Raw genomic sequence first — 22,006 nt, 5'->3', positions numbered from 1 at the left:
TTTCGAGGAGGTGTGAACCGTGGCAGTACCGAAAAGAAGAACATCGACCACTCGCAAAAACAAACGGCGGACACATTTCAAACTGGCTGTTCCAGGCATGGTTAAATGTGATAAATGCGGCGAATATAAATTAGCTCACCGTGTATGTCCGAATTGCGGCTCATACAAAGGTGAAGAAGTCGTAGAAAAATAAGATTTGTGTTGATCAGGAAGCCCTCGGGCTTCTTTTTTTTTGCCATGTTTCAATTTTATGTCGTTTTCTGCAGATTACTCCCTTGAATGAGGAGGCTCCCGTCCTGCCCGCGGCAAGCGAGCAACCAAAGCGCAATTATGATAAATAAGACTTGACTAAGAAAAGCTATTCTCAGCTAAAAAGAATATGGCTTTAGCGTGAAAAATGGAGCGAAGGTGCGAGACGCCTGCGGGAAGAGCAGGACAAGGGAGACCCCGCAGAATACTCGCTTGTTTGAGGAGGCTCCCGTCCTGCCCGCGGCAAGCGAGCAGCCGAAGCACAATTATAATAAATAAGACTTGACTAAGAAAAGCTATTCTCAGCTAAAAAGAATATGGCTTTAGCGTGAAAAATGGAGCGAAGGTGCGAGACGCCTGCGGGAAGAGCAGGACAAGGGAGACCCCGCAGAATACTCGCTTGTTTGAGGAGGCTCCCGTCCTGCCCGCGGCAAGCGAGCAGCCGAAGCGCAATTTTGATAAATAAGACTTGACCAAAAGAAGTTATTCTTAGCCGAGGCTGTCAGAAAATTAATGATTCTATCAAACCTATCAAATGCATATTGATGGAATCAGAGGTTGGAAACGTATCCGATCTAAGAGAAAAGAGGGGAGACTGATATAAATATGCCATCGATCAGGCAGGACGCATGGTCGCATGCGGAAGATGTCAAATTGGCAGAAATCATCCTGGGCTGCATTCAAGAAGGCGGCACGCAGTTAGCTGGATTTGCTGAAGCAGGTGCGCTTCTCTCACGAACCCCGGCAGCATGTGGCTTTCGCTGGAATTCAACGCTTCGACAACATTATTCTGAAGAACTAATGAAGGCAAAGGTATCAAGGAATGCTTTAAAAGGAAGGGGCAAAGCAAGAGAAGTGACCGAGGAAACCTCAGCGGATGCTCGCAAAGGACGTGCAATTCTTCAGGAACCGGAAATTGATCAGATGATTGCGTTCCTGAATCGTTTAAAGAACAAGCAGTCCGGGGAATCAGATGGAGAGAAGTTAGAAACACTGCTGGTCAGACATGAGCAGCTTGACCAGGATTACCGTAAATTGGAAAAAGAGCACAATGATTTGAAACGAAATTATGCTTCACTTCTGCGCGTTCTGAACCTTGTCGATCGTGCGCGAAAACAAATTCCTTTTGAAGAGAATGTCCTGACCAAAGAAAAAGGTGGAGGAAGATAAGCGAAGCACGATACTCTTTTGGCGACTACGCGTATGTAGAAAAAGGATGTCTCAAGTCGATATCATCGCTGAGACATCCTTTTCTATATTCTGTTTATGGGACATCATGCTTGGGACAAATAGTGGATAAAGATCTTTGTAAAAATCTTTATAAAAATATATTTGCTGATTGCACATAATAAAAAAGGAATTTACGAATCAGACGGCGAATTTCAAAAATAAAGTGGTGCAAAGTGGGGGATTGTGGTAAAGTAGGACACATGGGAGGCGGGGTCATCCATGTTTATGGGCGAGTTTAACCATAGTATTGACATGAAGGGACGCCTCATTCTGCCTGCTAAATTCCGCGAGGAGCTGGGGGAGACTTTTGTTATCACCAGAGGATTGGACCAGTGTCTTTTTGTCTATCCGAATGATGAATGGAAAAGGCTAGAGGAAAAGCTGAAGAGTCTGCCCTTTACAAAAAAAGACGCGCGTGCGTTTACCCGCTTTTTTTTCTCCGGAGCAAGTGTTTGCGAATTGGACAAGCAAGGAAGGGCATCAATAAGCATGGGCCTTCGTGACTATGCACATTTGCAGAAAGAGTGCACAATCATTGGTGTCTCCACTCGGATCGAAATATGGGATCAGGAGACATGGGCCAGCTATTTCCGCCAATCTGAAGCCTCCTTTAGTGATATTTCAGAAAGTTTGCTCGATCTGGATATTTGATGAAAAAAGTGCTGCATTACGGGAGTTTGGTTTAATGTTCAATCATGTGACAGTAATGAAAAATGAAGCGGTTAACGGTCTTGCGGTCAAACCGGACGGGCTTTATGTTGACTGTACATTAGGTGGCGGCGGTCATAGTGCCGAAATCTTAAGACAATTGACGAGCGGACATCTATTTGCCTTTGATCAGGATCGGGACGCGCTTGCGGCAGCTTCGGAACGGTTGAAAGAATTTTCTGGGAAAGTCACTTTTATTAAATCAAATTTCAGAAATTTAGAAGAAGAACTTGCAGCCAAAGAGGTACACCAGGTCGATGGTGTTCTATTCGACTTAGGGGTCTCTTCCCCGCAATTTGATCAAGCGAGCCGTGGCTTTAGCTACCAGCATGCAGGACCGCTCGATATGCGTATGGATCAGGAACAGGCGCTCAACGCGGAGACAATCATTAATGAATGGTCCTACGAACAACTGGTTCACATTTTCTTTATGTACGGCGAAGAACGGTTTTCCAAATCAATTGCGCGTGTGATTGAAAAGGCGCGTAGTGAACGTCGGATTCAGACGACGGATCAATTAGTTGAATTGATTAAAGAGGGCATACCGGCACCGGCGCGACGAAAAGGCGGTCACCCGGCAAAAAGGGTTTTTCAGGCACTTCGAGTCGCAGTTAATGATGAACTGGGAAGCTTTGAAACAGCACTTCGCCAATCGATGCGTCTTCTGACAATAGGCGGAAGACTTTCCGTCATTACCTTCCAATCTTTAGAAGACAGACTTTGCAAACAATATATTAAAAAATATAGCGAGGCACCGGAATTGCCCCCGGGTTTTCCAGTGATTCCTCAAGATCAGCAGCCACTTTTGAAACGAATCAGCAGAAAGCCGATTTTGCCTTCAGAAATGGAACTAGAATTCAATCATCGTGCTCATTCAGCAAAACTTAGAATTGCCGAAAAAATCAGAGCTGTTAAGGAGGAAGAGTTATGAGTCAGACGCAACGAGTTCTAAATGGTCAAGAATGGACAGCACCAAAAAAACAGGTTCGCCAGGAACCGGTTATTGTTCCTCGCAGGATTACGAAAGGCGAGAAAATGCTTTGGGTGATAGGCGCACTAATTATTTTTGGATTGTCTCTTGCCGTTGTTGCAAGTCAGGCCAGACTCTTTTCCGCTGCACGAGACGTTTCGATTCTTCAGAACAAGTTTGAAAATCAGCAGAAAATCACGCAACAGCTGAAATCGGAATCAGATAGTCTCGGTTCCCCAGAACGTATTGTTAAATTTGCTGAGACAGAACTCGGCTTGAAATTGAATGTCGATAATATCAAGGTGCTCCCTTAAGGTGGTATTTTTCTATGCTTCTTCAGAAAAAAAATTCGATAAGCAAAATGACAGGATTTGTCGGCATAATTATTATGCTGACATTTTTTGTCATTATAGGTAGATTTGTCTATATTGCCCAAATGAAAGAAATAAAAGGCCATCAACTGATTCCACTCGGCGAGAAACAATGGTCTGAAGTCAAATTAATCGATGAAAAAAGAGGCACAATTTATTCGAGCAACGGACAAATTCTGGCAGAAGATGTACCAGCGTACACGCTCTATGCGGTTATCTCATCGAAAGCGACGAACCGGGTGAAGAATAAAGAAAAAACAGCCGCAGAACTAGCACCAATTCTCGGTATGAGCCAATCTGATATTCTTAATCAGCTAAATAAGCATGTCTATCAGGTCGAATTTGGTTCCAAAGGGCGGATGCTTAGCTATTCGATTAAGAAAAAAATTGATCGTCTGCATTTACCCGGCATCTATTACATGACTGAATCCCGACGTTATTATCCCGAACAATCGAGCGCAGCATATGCTATTGGCTTTACACAGACGAATCCGAACAATAATGAGCAGAAAGGTGTTTTCGGGATCGAGCAATATCTAAATCGCTATCTGACGGAAAAAGATGGGTCGGTCCGTTACTACCGCAGTTTAGGGGGGGTACCGATACCCGATCAACAGCAGCACCTAACACGTGCGTATCCTGGCGAGAATGTCTATCTAACCCTGAACACGCGAATTCAGACCGTCCTCGATCAATCTATGGCGCAGGTTAATCAAGAATATAAACCGACAAGCATGGTTGGCATCGTCTGCGATCCAAAAACGGGCGCGATTCTAGGAATGTCGACTTATCCGAATTTCAACCCGAATAAACGCGATATCAAGCAGTTTAGTGATCTAGCAATTGCAGATCCTTATGAGCCTGGATCGGTCATGAAGACATTTACTATTGCCTCAGCGATAGATGCGGGTGTTTTCAATGGCAAAGCGACTTACCCGTCAGGAAGTTATCAGACTGACGGGGGGACGATACATGACTGGAACCGTTCCGGATGGGGCTCTATTGATTTTGACCAGGGCTTTGAACTCTCTTCCAACGTCGGCATGTCGATACTGGTTAATGATTACCTGAAAACCGAACGATTTTATAGCTATCTTAAAAAATTTGGCTTCATGAGTCAGACAGGGATCGATTTACCCGGCGAGGGTTATAGTCACGTGAATTGGCAATATAAAATTGATCAACTGGAAGCATCCTTTGGTCAAGGTTCAGCGTTTACAGCGATGCAGATTGTCAAAGCCGCCACTGCAATTGCCAATAACGGGAAAATGATGCGTCCTTATTTGATCGATAAGGTAGTCAATCCAGTTACGGGAAAGGTAACGCTTCGCAATCGTTCGAAAACAGTCGGTTACCCGGTTTCCGCCGCGGCTGCCAAGCAAACACGGGCGCTCATGCGCAAGGTTGTAAGCAACCATCATGTTGTCGGTAACTACGGAGCAACCGGTGTCGCTTACGATCTTCCAGGCTATGATGTGATTGGCAAAACCGGCACGGCACAAATTGGTTCTAAGAATGGATACCTTGTCGGGAAAAACAATTACGTCTATTCTTTCCTTGGTATGGCGCCGGAGAAAGATCCAAAACTAATCGTTTATGTCGCGGTTAAGCAGCCGCATTTAAAACCGACTGATCTCGGGGAAGAACCAGTTGAAGCCATTGTTCGTCCGGTCATGACGAGCAGCTTGCAATATCTTCAAGTTAAGAAAAAAATTGCTGGCAGCAGCAATTTGGTTCGTCCAACCGATCATAAGCTTACCAACATGACCGGCATGCCGATGGATGAGGCTGCCCAAAGATTAAAGGACAAAGGTTTTGATGCTGTTACGGTCGGCGATGGAACGGTCCGTTCGCAAATGCCTTATTCTGGCGAGCAACTGGTTGAGGGTAGCAAAGTTATTTTATATTCCAGCGATAATCCGAAGATGCCGGATATCAGCGGCTGGTCACTTGCTGATGTGATGAAACTTGCGGAAGCGGCTGGTTTGAAACTGACGGAACAGGGTGATGGCTATGTTCTCTCGCAGAACCCGGCAGCCGGCACCTTGTTGAAAAAAGGCGATTCACTTTCCGTTCATTTCCGCGCTGACGCAGTTCCGGATCAGCAATCGATTACGACAAATACCAATAGCGGAACGAGTGATGTATCTTCCTCATCCGTGCAGCCTTAATAGATTTGACAAACGGCTCCCAGCCTGGGAGCCGTTTGTCCTTTTGATTGCCGCATTATAGAGCGCGTTCTAATTTTCATTGGCCGATCATATGGGTAGGACAAGGAGATGGGAGGGCTTATTTTGCGTGTATCCAAGGTGACCGTAAAAAAAAGACTATTTTTGATTCTCACAGCTGGTCTCTGTGTTTTTTCTATTTTTATCACCCGGCTGGTTTATATCCAAATCATTAATAATCGCTCGCTAACAGATAAAGCGTTGCAAGAGTGGGGACGTGATATCCCTTATGAGGCGGAGCGCGGCAATATTTTGGATACAAATGGGAAAATTATTGCGACTAACGTCAGCAGTCCCTCTGTGCTTGTTGTCCCGAGGCAGATCCAACCGGAACAACGGCAAGCAACTGCCAAAGCACTCGCGCAAATTTTGGGTATGCGTCAATCCGTGGCCCTCGAGAAAATCACAAAGAATGAATCAATTGTTCGGATCACACCACAAGGGAGAAAAATTTCAAATGAGAAGGCAGCTGCGATCCGCTCACTTGCGCTCCCAGGGGTATTTATCGCTGAGGACTTCAAACGCTATTATCCGCATGGCAATTTTCTGGCGCATGTCCTCGGTTTTACCGGCATTGATAATCAAGGACTGACCGGTTTGGAAGCTTATTATAATAATGGCTTAAAGGGTACAAACGGACATGTTTCATTTTATGCTGATGTCCGCGGCAACCGGATGAAAAATCTTAAAGATGAATATACGCCTCCCGTAAGTGGAGCAAGTCTGGAATTGACCATTGATTCGCGTGTCCAGCATATAATTGAACGTGAACTGGACAATGCCGTGGCGAAGTATCATCCGGACAATGCATTGGCGATCGCTATGGATCCGAATACCGGAAATGTTCTTGGCATGTCATCCAAACCTGACTTTAATCCGGAGAAATACCAGACAGTTGCACCTGAAGTCTATAACCGTAATCTGCCGATTTGGAAAACCTATGAACCAGGATCAACATTCAAAGTCATTACATTGGCGGCAGCACTACAGGAAAAAGTAGTCAATCTGAACAAAGATCATTTTTACGATTCTGGAGCGATTGAAGTAGCTGGTACGCAGCTCCATTGCTGGAAAAGAGGCGGGCACGGTTCAGAGACATTTTTGCAGGTCGTGCAGAACTCATGCAACCCAGGCTTTGTGGCTTTGGGTGAACGGCTCGGAAAACAAAAACTTTTTTCTTATATTCATAAGTTTGGATTTGGGTCAAAGACGGGTATTGATTTGCAGGGTGAAGCCAAAGGGATTTTATTTAACGAAAATAAAATTGGTCCGCTGGAACTTGCGACGACAGCATTTGGTCAAGGTGTTTCTGTCACCCCTATTCAGCAGATCGCGGCGGTGTCGGCTGCCGTCAACGGTGGCGTTCTCTACCAGCCGCATTTAGCTAAGGCCTGGATCAATACGGAAACCGGACAGACCATCAATCGGATTGATCCGGTTGAACAACGACGGGTGATTAGTCCGGGAACATCGAAACAAGTCCGCCAGGCTCTAGAAAGTGTGGTTGCGCTAGGGACTGGACGCAATGCTTATGTGGATGGTTATCGGATCGGAGGGAAGACGGGTACAGCGCAAAAAGTCGATCCAAAAACGGGTGGGTACATGCAGGGAAATTATATTTTGTCATTCACAGGGTTTGCACCGGCGAACAATCCAAAGATTGTTGTCTATGTGGCAATTGACAATCCCAAAAATACGGTTCAGTTCGGCGGCACGGTCTCTGCTCCGATTGCCGGAAAGATTATTGGTGACAGTCTCAGTGCCATGGGTGTGCCGAAACAGGTAGGCGGTCTTGAGAAGGCGAATAAATGGCCGGACACACCGCCAGTTGAAGTGCCAAATCTGATTGGGCAAAAAAAGGATGATTTGGCAAATGATGAATATGCACTGAAAATAAAGGCAGTTGGTAGCGGAAATACGATCATAATGCAATCGCCGCGTGCTGGTGTTAAGGTCAAACAAGGTTCAACAATAATGATATACTTAGGTGACAAAAATAAAGCGGGCGATTAAAATAAGCAATGGACAGAAAAAGCCGGAAATGCCATAATTCCGGCATTTCTGTTATACATACCTTAAAAGGTGTGCTTTTTTCACGCTTTTGCCTGTCACATGAAATGACGGGCAGTTGCTCATGATAAGAAAAGAGCTAAAAAATATCTGCTCGCTAGCAAGAGTGAATGATTAAGGACGTGTTTTTATGAAACTGGCGGAATGCCTCGCAGCGTTAGCTGATTATCGGAAAATGGGAGACGCGAATCCTGAAATTGACCGACTGACCGTCGATTCACGGCAGGTCAAACCAGGCACGCTGTTTTTCTGTATTAATGGACATACATTGAATGGTCATAAATATGCTGAGCAAGCGGAAGCGAATGGTGCTTCCGCGATTATTGCCCAGGAAACAATAGATGTATCCATTCCGGTTATTTATGTCAGTGACACACATCGCGCACTGGCGATGATAGCGGATCACTTTTATGGTCAACCAAGTCATCACTTGCATTTAATCGGGGTGACGGGCACAAATGGGAAGACAACAATTACATATCTCATCAAGAAGATTCAGTCCGCGTGCGGGCTCGCAACCGGACTCATTGGCACGATGGGAGCAAGTTTTGGTGATTACCAAGTGTCGGTCGCTAATACAACACCAGAAGTTCATTTGGTTCATGAGTATCTGGCTCACATGGCGGAAGCCGGTGCTGAGTCGGTCGTCATGGAAACTTCGTCGAATGCATTATATGATGGACGGGTTCATGGCTGTGATTTCAATATTGGTATTTTCACGAATCTGACAGAAGATCATCTGGATTTGCACGGGACCATGAAGGATTATATGTATGCAAAAAGTCTGCTTTTCTCGCAACTTGGCAATGCCTATGGGCAACCGGAAACGGTTAAAGCGGCAGTGCTTAACGCAGACGACCCGGTTTCCGAAGTGTACCGGCATATGACTGCTGCCCACGTCGTCACGTATGGCATTGACCGACCAGCAGATTTTACAGCCAGTGAAATCTGCATTACGCCTCATGGAACGACTTTTTTGCTGAACAACAAAGGTCAGACCTATCCGGTGTCCATGCAGCTGATTGGCAAATTCAGTGTTTATAATGTTCTTGCCGCTTTGGCAGCTTGCTCTTTAAAGGGCTTCGATATTGGACGGATGTTAGCGGCAATCGCGGAAATTAAAGGTGTATCCGGACGCTTTGAAACAGTGAACGCAGGCCAGGACTTCTCAGTGATTGTTGACTACTCGCACACGCCGGATAGTTTGGAAAATGCTTTGACGACAATCAAAGAGTTCGCCAAAAACAAGATTATTACTGTGGTTGGCTGCGGCGGTGATCGCGAGCGCGGCAAACGGCCGATTATGGCGAAAATTGCAGTGGATAACAGTGATTTGGCTATTCTTACTTCGGATAATCCGCGAACAGAGGATCCGGAAAGTATTCTTGCAGAGATGGAGACCGGTGTGTCGGGCAGTGATTATCAGAAAATAACCGATCGTCGTGAGGCGATCCGCTTTGCCGTGCGCATGGCTAAACCTGGCGACATTGTTTTAATTGCAGGGAAGGGACACGAAACCTACCAGATTATCGGTACAGTCAAACATCATTTTGATGATCGTGAAACAGCAAAACAAGCGATTCTTGAAAAAAAATAACGCATTCACAGACACTAACAAAGGGGAATACAGCATATGAGTATCGGTGTAGATATTGTACGCGGCCAGGCGATTCAGGTTAAAGGGAATGGCGATCAGCTCGATCAATTAAATATTATGACAGACAGCCGCAAACTGGTTGTCAACGGTTTGTTTGTACCGCTAGTTGGTGAAACATTCAATGGCCATCAATTTCTGATGAAGGCGATTGAAAACGGGGCAAAAGCTGCGCTATGGATGGAAAGAGAACCCATTCCCGAAGCACTTCCAAAAGATTTTCCACTATTTCTTGTCGGCGATACGCTGACTGCACTGCAAAGCATGGCAAAAGCTTATCTGAACCAATGTCGTCCGAAAGTGGTTGCTGTTACTGGCTCAAATGGAAAGACAACAACAAAGGACATGATATACAGCATTGTCAGCCGTGTTTTCAAAGCCTATAAGACGCAAGGAAATTACAACAACCATATTGGTCTGCCGCTCACGATTCTCTCAATGCCGGCAGATACCCAAGTATTGATTCTCGAAATGGGCATGAATCATTTTGGCGAGCTCACGTTTCTCAGCCAGCTCGCGAAACCTGATATTGCAATAATTACCAATATTGGTGAATCACATATTGAATTTCTCGGCAGCAGAGCGGGCATTGCCAAGGCGAAACTCGAAATGACAAATGGTTTGAAAAAGCATGGATCGCTGATTATTGACGGTGACGAACCACTCCTTAACCAAGTGAAAACGAATGCTTTCCAAATTATCAAATGCGGCTATAATCCAGATAACGATTGGAGTATTACTGACGTTAAAGAAGGAACAGACGGCTACCGCTTTTCGTTGAACCATGGATTGAACGTTTATACTGTTCCCGTTCTTGGCCGTCACAATGTCAAGAATGCCGTCTACAGTCTGACTGCTGCTCGATTGCTGAATATAAATCCGCAGTCAATTATCACTGGATTGGAACACCTCAGTCTGACGAAAATGCGTTTTGAAAAAGTGGCCGGTATCAGCGGATCGCTGTTGATTAACGATTGTTATAATGCCAGTCCAACTTCAATGAAAGCCTCGCTTGAGACCTTGAAGGTACTCCCTGGCTTTGACAAGCGAGTTGCTGTCCTCGGCGATATGTATGAACTTGGTTCCGATGAAAAGGCGCTCCATCGAAGTGTCGCCGATGTGCTCAAAGCGCCGATCACGCATGTGATCACTATCGGCGGCCGTGGTGCCTGGATCGCCGAACCATTATTGGAAGCTGGTGCGGCGGATCTCACAGTGAAGTCCTTTCAGGAGAAAGCAGACGCGCGCGCCTATTTGGCTTCGCTTCTTGATGCCAGCACAGTGATGTTGTTTAAAGCATCACGAGCGCTTGCGCTTGAAGAATTGGTGAACGATTTAAGTGAAAGCAAACCGATCGATCACTAAACATGCCAAAATTGATGCATGTTGGTGTTAATGGTTTGATAGTTATTGTTAAGGAGCGTAACGATTCATGACATTATTTTATTTGTTTGGTTTAGCCATTTCATTTCTCTGCACGCTTATTTTTGCACCTTTATTTATTCCAATGCTGAGAAAATTGCATTTCGGTCAGTATATTCGTGAAGAAGGACCAAAAAGCCATATGAAAAAGGCGGGGACACCGACGATGGGCGGCGTCATTTTTCTTGTTGGAATGATTGTCGCAGTCATTGTAATGGCTAAATATCATTTTGCCACCCAGGATACGTATATGCTGCTTTTTGTCACCCTAGGGTTCGGACTGGTTGGATTTATCGATGACTTTATTAAGATTGTGATGAAACGGAATATGGGTCTGACATCCAAACAGAAGATGCTTGGCCAAATTGTCATTGCGGTTATTTTCTGGTTTTTTGTTACGCGCTATGACTATGCCACATTCCTGAACATCCCAGGAACGAGCTGGACGATTGATTTACATTGGGTGTATCCACTCTTTGCTGTCCTGTGGCTCGTCGGCTGGCCCAACGCTACCAATCTCACCGACGGTATGGATGGCCTCTTGTCGGGTTTGTCTGCCGTTGCTTTTGCGGCATACGCGACCATCGCCATTGCCATGAATAGTCTTGGTGTTGCTCTCTTTTCAACAATTATGCTTGGCGCGGTACTTGGTTTTCTGATTTTCAATGCGCATCCGGCTAAAGTGTTTATGGGTGATACCGGATCGCTTGCGATTGGCGGCGCGTTAGCTGGAATGGCAATTCTAACGAAAACGGAATTGCTGCTCGCCGTCATTGGTGGTGTATTTGCTATTGAAACGTTATCGGTGATTATTCAGGTGATATCTTTTAAGACGACAGGCAAGCGGGTTTTTAAAATGAGCCCGATTCACCATCATTTTGAACTTTCGGGCTGGTCCGAATGGAAGGTTGTCACGGTCTTCTGGCTTGCCGGTCTTGTGCTGGCGATTATTTCAGTCTATCTGAAAGTGGGGATGCTCTAATGAAGAAGACAACAGCTTATGTGAATAAAAATGTACTTGTACTCGGTTTAGGCAAGAGCGGCTACGCGGCAGCCAAACTGATGCATGAGCTTGGTGCTTTTGTAACGGTGAATGACAAGAATAATATGGATGGTCAGCCGCATGCGGAAGAATTGAAAGCACTCGGGCTGACGGTTGTCGGTGGCGGTCATCCAATCAACTTGTTAGACGGCATTGATTTGATGATTAAGAATCCAGGAATCCCCTATTCGAATCCGCTTGTCAAAGAAGCCGAAGCTCGGAAAATCCCGATAATTACAGAAGTCGAAATCGCTGGAGAACTTTCGTTGGCCCCGTTTATCGGCATCACAGGATCCAATGGCAAGACGACGACAACGATGTTGATCGGTGAGATGATGAAGGGATCAGCGAAACAACCGATCGTTGCTGGCAATATCGGAACCGCGCTGACTTCCGTTGTTGAAGAAGCAACGGCGGATAATATTATTGTTGCCGAATTATCAAGTTTTCAATTGCTTGGCATTCGCACATTTCATCCGCATATTGCAGTTGTGTTGAATATTTTTGATCACCATCTTGACTATCATGGGACGGTGGAGAACTACGCGGAGGCAAAAGCACAGATTACGGCAAACCAAACGGCAAACGACTATCTGATTTACAATGCGGATAGCGAACGTGTCGTCGATTTTATTGCAGACAAAACAAAAGCAATCAAAGTGCCATTCAGTACACAGCGTATTGAAAAAGAAGGTGCCTATGTCAGAGATGGCGTCATCTTTTTCAAAGATCAGCGGATTCTTGCTTGTAGCGAAATGGGGTTGCCTGGCGCGCATAATTTGCAGAATGCATTAGCGGCGATTGCTGCCAGTGCGTCATTTGGTGTGCCGGCAACATCGATTGCTGAAGTACTTAAAGCCTTTACCGGCGTCCGTCATCGGCTTCAATTTGTCGGCAATATTCAAGGGCGAACGGTATACAACGATTCAAAAGCGACCAATATCTTGGCGACTTCTCAGGCACTCAAGGCATTTCCAGGCAAGAAAATTGTGCTGCTTGCCGGCGGCCTTGACCGCGGCAATTCTTTTGATGCGCTTGTTCCTAGTCTGAAAGCTGCAGAAATAAAAGTGGTCTTCCTATTTGGCGAGACGACTGAAAAATTAAAGAATGCCTGCGAGCAGGCGGGCATTCAATCCATTCATTGTGTCCGCAATGTTGAAGCAGCTGTACCGGAAGCGTATGCTGTTTCGGAACCCGGTGATGTGATTTTGCTGTCTCCTGCCTGTGCTAGCTGGGATCAATACAAATCTTTTGAAGTGCGCGGTGACATTTTTACTGAGGAAATGAATAAGTTTAGATAAGGACAGGCCGGGTCAATTCAATCCGGAATCATGCCTTGTCTGAACGGAGTGTTGCGCATGTCGGAACGTCGATCAACGCCGGATCGGCTTCTGCTTTTTGCCACTTTTGCACTACTTGTGATAGGACTTGTGATGGTTTATAGCGCAAGTGTCGTTTCTGCCTCCAATAAATTTGGAGATGCCCTTTACTTTCTTAAAAGGCAGATGCTTTTTGCTGGTGTCGGCGTTGCGCTGTTACTAGCGGTCATGAAGATTGATTATCATGTCTGGCGCAAATACGCGAAAATAGGTCTTGGCGTTTGTTTTCTGCTTTTACTGATTGTCCTGATTCCAGGTGTCGGTTTGGCGCGTGGCGGTGCGCGGAGTTGGCTCGGCATCGGTGCTTTTTCCATTCAGCCGTCTGAATTTATGAAGTTCGCATTGATTATTTATCTCGCCAAGCACTTGACGGAGCGGCAGAACAAACTGGATCGCTTCGCCAGAGGACTGCTCGTTGAACTTTCACCAGTACTTCTTGCTTTTGGGTTGATTATGCTGCAGCCGGATCTTGGAACAGGCATGGTTCTTGTTCTAACCTGCCTGACGATGATTTTCGTTGCCGGGGCGCGGATCAAACATTTTCTAATGATGGGGCTCGCCGGTGTTTGTGGCTTTGCCGCGCTGATCATTTCGGAGCCTTATCGAATGAAACGGATCACTTCGTTTCTTGATCCGTGGCAGGATCCCAATTACACCGGTTTTCAAATCATTCAATCGTTACTGGCGATTGGACCTGGGGGCTTATTTGGTTTCGGTCTCGGTCAGAGCCGACAGAAATATCAATTCTTGCCTGAAGCACAGAATGATTTTATTTTCTCAATTATTTCAGAAGAGCTTGGTCTGATTGGGGCTGTTTTTGTCCTTCTTTTGTTCTGCTTGCTGCTGTGGCGTGGCATATTGATCGCCATTAAAGCACCCGATTTATTCGGTACGCTGCTCGCAGTCGGCATCACCGGCATGATTGCGATTCAGGTCATGATTAATATCGCTGTTGTTACAGGTTTGATACCGGTCACGGGCATTACGCTTCCATTTCTAAGTTATGGCGGATCTTCGCTGACATTAATACTCGTTTCAATTGGTATTCTGCTCAACATCAGCAAATGGACAGATTGATAAATAGCTAATTATTCCCTGTTTCCTAAGAAACAGGGTTTGCTTTTTACGCCACAACTTTTAAAATAATAAAGTAGCAGATTTATTTTACGTTAATAAAGAAGTATAAAGATTTCAAAAGAATTAAGTATAAGAAAAACTAAGGCTTCGCCATTGTTCAAAAGACTTGGCTTGCCAAGTTTTTCTAATCAGCTTGGCAAAAGTGCCGGCAGAGAGCGAGGATGAAACACATGGCACGTAAAGTAATACCTCTTGAAGATCGCCTCCCTCAATTGAAAATGGAACGAAAAAAAAGGGCCAGTCGGCGTTTCGCGTTCTATACACTCATATTCTTTCTGCTTATGCTCTCTGTCATTTTCTTTCAGTCACCGCTCAGCCGAGTGAATCAAATTCGGATTAGCGGTGAACAAATTGCGAGCGAAGCGAGCATTTTGAAGGCAAGCGGTATCTCAAATGCGACCCATATTTGGGATGTGCATGCGCAATCGATCACACGCAAGCTGCAAAAAGTGCCCAGTGTAGCGCATGCAACAATTACTGTCTCTTTTCCAAATATTGTCACCATACGTGTTCAGGAGTACGGACGTAAAGCTTATTTGTTGTGGCAAGGGCGCTACTACCCAATACTGGAAAATGGGTCGAAATTATCCATGCTTCCGAAAGGCAAACTGCCGATGGATGCGCCCGTTCTGATCGGTTTTAATCAAACAGAGGCATTGAAACGTGTGGCTGAAGGACTTTCTGACGTCCCGCGGGCAATCATTCATAATATTTCTGATATTCATTACATAGGTCACGCGTCAAGCGGCAATGACCTGATCCTGTACATGAATGATGGCAATAAAGTTGTGGCCAGCACACGAACATTTGCTACCAATATCCGTGTTTATCCAGAAATTGCCGCTAACCTACCGAAAGGCAAGACAGGAACGATTCATTTGAGCGTTGGGAGCTATTATGTGCCAGACTCAAAACAGGTGGGAAAATAGTCTTACGGCTTATTGATTACGGTGAATATTCTGGAAATATTTTTCGGGAGAGACTTAATTATGTCTTTTCTACTCTATCAACTTGGTGTAGACTATACATTAGTTGCCATGGTTATGTCATCCTTTGTTTCGTAAAAACTATTGTTTCAAGTATTGAAATTTAATTAGAAACAGCCGATACATCAAAAAGGATAAGTTTTTTTTAGATTTTGAGCATGTATAAAACTAGATTGGAATCAAATAATGCCTAGCGTCATCCAAAGAATTTGGCGATGTCCGTTTTTTCTAGCAAGTAAGAATGTCTATGACTTTGTACGTAGAATGTGGCTAGGGAAAGCGAGCTAAGTGAGCGCCCAGAGCGTTATTGTTGCAAAAAAGGACTTGGTAACGCCAAGTTTTTTCTAACAAAAATAAAGGGATATGTTCCGTTTTGTAGAATACAAAGAAATAGGATGTATTCTATTTTCTAGGAACAGAGATTAATGGGTTGAACGATATGGTTCATGACATTGAAATCTTGCAAACAAAACACTGCAACCGAATCCAAACATCCCTGAATAGAGAAAAAAGAAAAGAGAATAAAGGGGGTGCCGCAGAATGAACAGCAAAGATATTTATGTGAGCCTGGATATCGGCTCATCCAGCGTTAAAACAATTATCGGCGAGATGGCCGGGGGAGCCTTCAACATCATCGGTGTAGGTGAAGCGGCTTCCTCTGGAATTAAAAAAGGATCGATTGTGGATATTGATGCCACTGTTCAATCGATTCAACAATCCGTCGAGCAGGCGGAACGAATGGTTGGTCTGACCATTAAAAGCGTGATTGTTGGGATTTCAGGAAATCATATCCAATTAAGGGACTGTCATGGCATTGTTGCAGTAGCCAATGAAAATCATGAGATAGGCGACACCGATATTGCCCGAGTCATTGATGCGGCACAAGTGCTGTCAATTCCTCCGGAAAGAGAAATTATCGATGTGATTCCTGAACAATTTATTGTTGACGGAGTCGATGAAATCCGTGATCCACGCGGGATGATTGGCGTACGCCTGGAAATGGAAGGCACGCTAATCACCGGATCGAAGACGGTGCTACACAATGTGCTGCGCTGCGTGGAACGGGCGGGTCTCCGTGTTTCGGATATTTGTCTGCAGTCTCTTGCTTCCGGGGCTGTCGCTTTAACCGATGATGAGAAAAATCTTGGCGTCGCGCTTGTCGATATTGGCGGCGGCGCGACAAATGTTGCCATTTATGGGCAAGGTTCCCTTCTTTCGACCTTCGAACTTCCGGTCGGTGGTAACCACATCACAAAAGATATTTCAATAATTGAACGCATCCCGACGGATGAAGCGGAACAAATCAAGGTGAAACACGGCACGGCCTATTATAATTCTGCATCTGATGAAGACTCTTTTTCTGTTTCTCAAATCGGTAGTGCCAAAAAACAAAATTTGACTCAAATTGATTTGGCTGAGATTATCGAGGCCCGAATGGGTGAAATTTTTGATATAATCGGTGAAGAACTGGAACGAATCGGCATTTATGACCTTCCAGGCGGTTTTGTACTGACTGGTGGTGTTTCGGGTATGATGGGCATTCTCGACTTGGCTGTCCAAAAACTCGGTAGCAACGTCCGAATTGCTGTACCGGATTATATCGGTGTGCGCGACCCGAAATATACGTCTGGCATTGGCCTGATTCAATTTGCCTATCGAAATGTCAAAATCCAAGGCAAGGAAGTTGCCTCAGCCATTGATTTGGACGACCATTTCGAAGAGACGTCAAAACCGCAGAGACAGAAGAATACGCCGGCGTCAAAGAATAACGACCGGCAAAGCGTCTCGAAACGTTTTAAACATTGGTTTAATATGTTTTTTGACTGATTTAGGTAGAACAGGCGGCATTCTTATGAAATAGGTTCGGGTTACGTGAATCAGACGAAGAATGCTTGACATCAGCACAGTCTGATCCGTCTCTACATTATATGTTTTATTGTTCTAGTGTAAAGATAAAAAAATGAAAAAATAACAACCTCTGAATGGGAGGAAATGAACGATGCAAGAGTACGATTTGCAAGCGGATCGCTTGGCCAATATTAAGGTGATTGGTGTAGGCGGCGGCGGGAATAATGCAGTAAACCGAATGATTGAAAACGGCATTCAGGGTGTTGACTTTGTCTGTGCCAATACGGATGCTCAAGCACTCAAATTATCAAAAGCGAGTATGAAAATGCAGCTAGGCGAGAAACTGACCCGTGGTCTCGGGGCAGGAGCCAATCCTGATATTGGCAAGAAAGCGGCTGAAGAAAGCCGTGACCAGGTTGAAGAAATTCTCTCGGGTGCGGATATGGTCTTTGTCACAGCAGGCATGGGCGGCGGCACCGGGACAGGCGCTGCACCAGTGATCGCCGAAATCGCTAAAGAAGCAGGCGCGCTGACGGTCGGCGTGGTCACGCGTCCTTTTACTTTTGAGGGAAGAAAAAGGGCAAAGCAGGCGCAACTCGGCATTGCGACACTGAAAGAAAAAGTGGATACGCTGATTGTTATTCCAAATGATCGGCTACTTGAAATCGTTGATAAAAATACGCCGATGCTTGATGCCTTCCGTGAAGCGGATAATGTGCTGCGTCAAGGTGTTCAGGGCATCTCCGATCTGATTGCTATTCCTGGACTGATTAACCTTGATTTTGCCGATGTCAAAACAATCATGACCGAAGGCGGGTCGGCGCTGATGGCAATCGGAATCGCTTCTGGTGAAAATCGAGCCGCTGAAGCAGCGAAAAAGGCAATTTCCAGCCCACTTCTTGAAAAGTCGATTGATGGTGCAAAAGGGGTGCTGATGAATATTACCGGCGGCAGCAATCTCAGTCTGTACGAAGTCAACGAAGCCGCTGATATTGTGGCCACAGCGGCTGATGAGGAAGTTAATATGATTTTCGGTTCCGTGATTCGTGAAGAGCTTGAAGACGAGATTGTTGTTACCGTGATCGCAACAGGTTTTGACGAAGAGGTACATACGGGTCACGAGGCCGATGTATCGAGCCGCCGTCGAATCAGTCCACAGCAGAAGGAAGAAACAGCAAGTACTGTAGCTCCGGATGCTCGGAAACCAAAGGAAAACGCAGTGCATGTGCAACCCGCGCGACGGACACATAGTTTTTCAGAGGATGATGAGACATTGGACATCCCAACGTTTCTGAGAAATCGTCGTAATAAAAATCAGTAACAGCAAATTATGAATTGAATTTTCTCTCATTCAAACAGATTTTTTATAAAGAAGCAGCACAGGCGTTGCGACAACGTCGGCGCTGTTTTTTTTATACGGCTTAAGAAAGTATAAAGATTTCAAAGGAATTAAGCATCAGAAAAACTAAGGCTTGATCATTATTCAAAAGAATTGGCCCACCAAGTTTTTCTAAAAAAAAAGAATGTATAAGATTTTTTATGAAAAATGGAGCGAAGGCGCGAGTCGCCCGCCGGCAAGCAAGCAACAGAAGCACAACTTGCTGAAAAAGGACTGGCTCGCCAAAGTTATTCTCATCTATGTTTAAATTTATTGTTGCTTTTCAGACCAAAAGGCATCGCAACCTTTCCAGCCCCATCTTCATCTTCCTCCGACAAAACTAGTCAAAAAAACAAAAAAAACCCGGTCACAGTATGACAGACATTAACAGACAAGCGCAATTATACTAGTGCTAAACATGTATAAAGAGGGTGAGCAATTGGTTGTCTACCTCGATGCGATTTGGCTGCTCAATTTGCTGATCGATGCCTGCCTCCTGAAATTAACCGCCTTTATGCTCAAGCGCGACATCCATTGGTGGCGTTTGTGGCTCGGCGCGCTGTTCGCATCGCTGATCGTTGTCCTACTTTTCACACCCATTTCCTTCGTTCTCGGCGGTCCGGCAGGAAAGCTGGTCTTTTCCATGATCATCATTCTGATTGCCTTTGGCTACAACAAGGCCAGTGTTTTTCTGCAGAACCTTGCTGCCTTCTATTTCTCTGCGTTTGCCATCGGTGGCGGACTCTTTGCTCTTCACTATTTTATGCAAAATGAATCGTTTTACGCCAATAATCATTTCTTGACAACAATGAACTACGGTGATCCGATCAGCTGGCTATTTGTAGTCTTGGGATTTCCATTGCTCTGGTATTTTTCTAAGCGTCGGATCAATCAAACCGTTATCCGCAAATGGAACCAATCAACGCTCGCATCGGTCAACATAACAATTAATGATCATGTGGTTCAGGCGAAAGGAATGATTGATAGCGGTAATAAACTCTGTGATCCGCTGACTCGTCAGCCGGTCATCTTCCTCAGCCGCGACGCTTGTGCAGACGAGTTTCCTGAGGTGCTTTTTAGCCAGGAACAGGCATCAGAAGCTACCCAATGGATAGAGACGCTGTCTGAAGACTGGCAACTCCGCCTGGCGCTCATTCCCTATCAGGCTGTCGATGGAAAAAAACAGTTTATCTGGGCGTTCCGGCCGGATCAACTCACATTGATTCACGAGGGTCATGTGTATCAAACGAATCGCGTATTGATTGCACCAACAAGTCATCAGCTTAGTTCCACAGGTGATTTCAATTGCATTCTTCACCCGGATCTGCTTCTGAATGGCAAAAGTGCAAAGACCGCTTCCTGACAATCCTAGCGTATGCTCATCTGGCTGAAACTGAAATAGAAAAAGGATCGCTGTTTAAAGAACATGTGCAAGTTGCTCAGACAAAGTTGTTTTATTCAATGTTGCTTTTATAACCAAATATGCAATGTGTGAGACGCCTGAGGCAAGCGAACACATGGCGATACACGATGAAAAATAACAGCAGATATTAAAAAAAGCCAAGACAAAAAGAATAAGGAGATGAATCGGATGAGAAAAACTTTTCGGAACATATGGAATAAACTTTTGCGCCTTCTGCATTTGAAACCTGAGGAAATTTATTATATTGGGGGAAATGATGGTCTGCCCTCGCCGCTGACTAAAGAAGAAGAGGCGGAAATGATGGAGAAGCTGCCATCTGGCGATCCGAAAGTTCGGGAAACATTGATTGAACACAATCTCCGTCTCGTTGTCTATATTGCGCGTAAATTCGATAATACCCGAATTAATATCGAAGATTTGATTAGTATCGGGACAATCGGTTTGATAAAAGCGGTTAACACGTTTAATCCGGAAAAGAAAATTAAACTTGCAACTTATGCATCGCGATGCATTGAGAACGAAATATTAATGTATTTGCGCCGTAATAACCGCACGCGTTCAGAAGTATCGCTTGATGAACCGCTCAATGTAGACTGGGATGGTAATGAATTGCTACTCTCGGATGTTCTGGGTACAGAAAATGATATCACGACGCGGCGAATGGAGCGGAAGGTGGACCATACCTTGCTGCGACGGGCGATGTTGATGCTAAGCGACCGTGAAAAAGAAATCATGATGCTACGCTTCGGACTCGAAGGAGGAAAAGAGAAAACGCAGAAGGATGTCGCCGATCAGCTTGGTATCTCGCAATCGTATATTTCACGACTTGAAAAAAGGATTATCAAACGATTAAAAAAAGAATTTAGCAAAATGGCCTGATACCAGTACTTGTTCGATCCCGGCAGAAATTGTCGTGCATAAAAAGACCATCAACGGAAATACTTGTGCTTGTAACCAATTGAAAGTTCGTAGCGATTCGGCGCTTCATTGGACCGCTTGATGAGCTGGAGATGGTGCAAACGGATGAAATTTCGATAAAGAAGCGTCTGAACAAAATGGCACAGACGATGTTTTTTTCGAAGGCATTCTTTGAAAGCAAGCGCAGGTAGTGAGGGGGCCCTTTATGGCACGGCACAAAGTTGAAATCTGTGGTGTTGACACAGCAAAGCTTCCTGTGTTAACAAATGCAGAAATGCGCCAGTTGTTCACCGAACTTCAGTCCGGGAAAACCGAAGCCCGCGAGGAACTGGTCAACGGAAATCTACGATTGGTATTAAGCGTGATTCAACGTTTTAATCATCGCGGAGAATCTGTCGACGATCTGTTCCAGGTCGGTTGTATTGGGCTAATGAAATCGATTGACAATTTTGATTTAAGCCAGAATGTACGTTTTTCAACTTACGCGGTACCGATGATCATTGGTGAAATCCGCCGCTATTTGCGGGACAATAATCCGATCCGCGTTTCCCGATCGCTGAGGGATATGGCCTATAAGGCGCTTCAGGCTAAAGAACGCTATGTCAGCAAGCATTCGAAAGAGCCGACAACTGCAGAACTTGCGAAAGCACTTGATCTGCCAGTCGAAGATGTCGTTTTCGCGATGGATGCGATTCAGGACCCGGTCTCGCTGTTTGAACCGATATACAGCGATGGCGGTGATCCAATATTTATTATGGATCAAATTAGCGATGAGAAACATAAGGACAGAGAATGGGTTGACAATTTAGTGCTCAAAGAAGCAATGGCTAAATTGCATGAGCGCGAAAAAAGAATTGTTGCCATGCGTTTTTTTTACGGCAAAACGCAAATGGAGGTTGCTCAGGAGATCGGTATTTCGCAAGCCCAAGTGTCCCGTTTGGAGAAAATGGCGATTAAAGAGATGAATCAGGATATTGGTCCTTGAACGCTTGT

Annotated in this window: 18 protein-coding genes; all 18 read left to right on the top strand. The window is 45.1% G+C overall.

Annotation, left to right across the window (positions count from 1 at the left end):
* Nucleotides 1-19: 19 nt before the first annotated feature.
* The 18 genes from rpmF (at nt 20) to sigG (ending at nt 21,998) form a co-directional block, all read left to right on the top strand.
* Nucleotides 20-193 (top strand): 50S ribosomal protein L32, encoded by a 174-nt coding sequence (gene rpmF, locus JOC27_RS08510; RefSeq protein ID WP_205006860.1) that lies wholly within the window; start codon nt 20-22, stop codon nt 191-193.
* A 662-nt stretch (nt 194-855) separates the two neighbouring features.
* Nucleotides 856-1,419, top strand: a complete 564-nt coding sequence (locus tag JOC27_RS08505) for a hypothetical protein (RefSeq protein WP_205006859.1) — start codon at nt 856-858, stop codon at nt 1,417-1,419.
* A 279-nt stretch (nt 1,420-1,698) separates the two neighbouring features.
* Nucleotides 1,699-2,130 (top strand): division/cell wall cluster transcriptional repressor MraZ, encoded by a 432-nt coding sequence (gene mraZ / locus JOC27_RS08500; protein WP_205006858.1) that lies wholly within the window; start codon nt 1,699-1,701, stop codon nt 2,128-2,130.
* 34 nt (nt 2,131-2,164) lie between these two features.
* Nucleotides 2,165-3,118, top strand: coding sequence for a 16S rRNA (cytosine(1402)-N(4))-methyltransferase RsmH (gene rsmH, locus JOC27_RS08495; RefSeq protein WP_205006857.1), 954 nt, complete (start codon nt 2,165-2,167; stop codon nt 3,116-3,118).
* Nucleotides 3,115-3,471, top strand: coding sequence for a cell division protein FtsL (ftsL, locus tag JOC27_RS08490; protein WP_205006856.1), 357 nt, complete (start codon nt 3,115-3,117; stop codon nt 3,469-3,471). Before rsmH ends, ftsL begins: the two co-directional genes overlap by 4 nt.
* 14 nt (nt 3,472-3,485) lie before the next feature.
* Nucleotides 3,486-5,699, top strand: a complete 2,214-nt coding sequence (locus tag JOC27_RS08485; protein ID WP_205006855.1) for a penicillin-binding protein — start codon at nt 3,486-3,488, stop codon at nt 5,697-5,699.
* Nucleotides 5,700-5,822: 123 nt separating this feature from the next.
* A complete protein-coding gene (locus JOC27_RS08480; protein WP_205006854.1) occupies nt 5,823-7,769 on the top strand; it encodes a stage V sporulation protein D in 1,947 nt (648 codons plus the stop codon).
* A gap of 187 nt (nt 7,770-7,956) precedes the next feature.
* A complete protein-coding gene (locus JOC27_RS08475) occupies nt 7,957-9,423 on the top strand; it encodes a UDP-N-acetylmuramoyl-L-alanyl-D-glutamate--2,6-diaminopimelate ligase (RefSeq protein ID WP_205006853.1) in 1,467 nt (488 codons plus the stop codon).
* Nucleotides 9,424-9,459: 36 nt separating this feature from the next.
* Complete coding sequence (locus JOC27_RS08470; protein ID WP_205006852.1) at nt 9,460-10,845, top strand: UDP-N-acetylmuramoyl-tripeptide--D-alanyl-D-alanine ligase; 1,386 nt, start codon at nt 9,460-9,462, stop codon at nt 10,843-10,845.
* A 67-nt stretch (nt 10,846-10,912) separates the two neighbouring features.
* Nucleotides 10,913-11,884, top strand: a complete 972-nt coding sequence (mraY, locus tag JOC27_RS08465; RefSeq protein ID WP_205006851.1) for a phospho-N-acetylmuramoyl-pentapeptide-transferase — start codon at nt 10,913-10,915, stop codon at nt 11,882-11,884.
* A complete protein-coding gene (gene murD / locus JOC27_RS08460; RefSeq protein ID WP_205006850.1) occupies nt 11,884-13,245 on the top strand; it encodes a UDP-N-acetylmuramoyl-L-alanine--D-glutamate ligase in 1,362 nt (453 codons plus the stop codon). Before mraY ends, murD begins: the two co-directional genes overlap by 1 nt.
* 57 nt (nt 13,246-13,302) lie before the next feature.
* Nucleotides 13,303-14,400, top strand: coding sequence for a stage V sporulation protein E (gene spoVE / locus JOC27_RS08455; protein ID WP_205006849.1), 1,098 nt, complete (start codon nt 13,303-13,305; stop codon nt 14,398-14,400).
* A gap of 230 nt (nt 14,401-14,630) precedes the next feature.
* Entirely contained in the window at nt 14,631-15,389 is a 759-nt protein-coding gene (locus JOC27_RS08450) for a cell division protein FtsQ/DivIB (protein ID WP_205006848.1), read from the top strand.
* A gap of 597 nt (nt 15,390-15,986) precedes the next feature.
* Entirely contained in the window at nt 15,987-17,273 is a 1,287-nt protein-coding gene (gene ftsA, locus JOC27_RS08445) for a cell division protein FtsA (protein ID WP_205006847.1), read from the top strand.
* Nucleotides 17,274-17,445: 172 nt separating this feature from the next.
* The gene (gene ftsZ / locus JOC27_RS08440; protein WP_205006846.1) at nt 17,446-18,615 is read left to right on the top strand and encodes a cell division protein FtsZ; all 1,170 of its coding nucleotides are present in this window, start codon (nt 17,446-17,448) and stop codon (nt 18,613-18,615) included.
* Nucleotides 18,616-19,111: 496 nt separating this feature from the next.
* Nucleotides 19,112-20,035 (top strand): sigma-E processing peptidase SpoIIGA, encoded by a 924-nt coding sequence (gene spoIIGA / locus JOC27_RS08435; protein WP_205006845.1) that lies wholly within the window; start codon nt 19,112-19,114, stop codon nt 20,033-20,035.
* A gap of 228 nt (nt 20,036-20,263) precedes the next feature.
* On the top strand, nt 20,264-20,974 hold the full coding sequence (sigE, locus tag JOC27_RS08430; protein ID WP_415641049.1) for an RNA polymerase sporulation sigma factor SigE: 711 nt from the start codon (nt 20,264-20,266) through the stop codon (nt 20,972-20,974).
* 244 nt (nt 20,975-21,218) lie between these two features.
* Nucleotides 21,219-21,998, top strand: coding sequence for an RNA polymerase sporulation sigma factor SigG (gene sigG / locus JOC27_RS08425; protein WP_205006843.1), 780 nt, complete (start codon nt 21,219-21,221; stop codon nt 21,996-21,998).
* The last annotated feature ends 8 nt before the right edge of the window (nt 21,999-22,006 follow it).

This window comes from Sporolactobacillus spathodeae (assembly GCF_016908935.1).
GTDB lineage: Bacteria > Bacillota > Bacilli > Bacillales > Sporolactobacillaceae > Sporolactobacillus > Sporolactobacillus spathodeae.
Note: the sequence above shows the minus strand (reverse complement) of the source record. Positions and strands in the feature narration are given on the sequence as shown.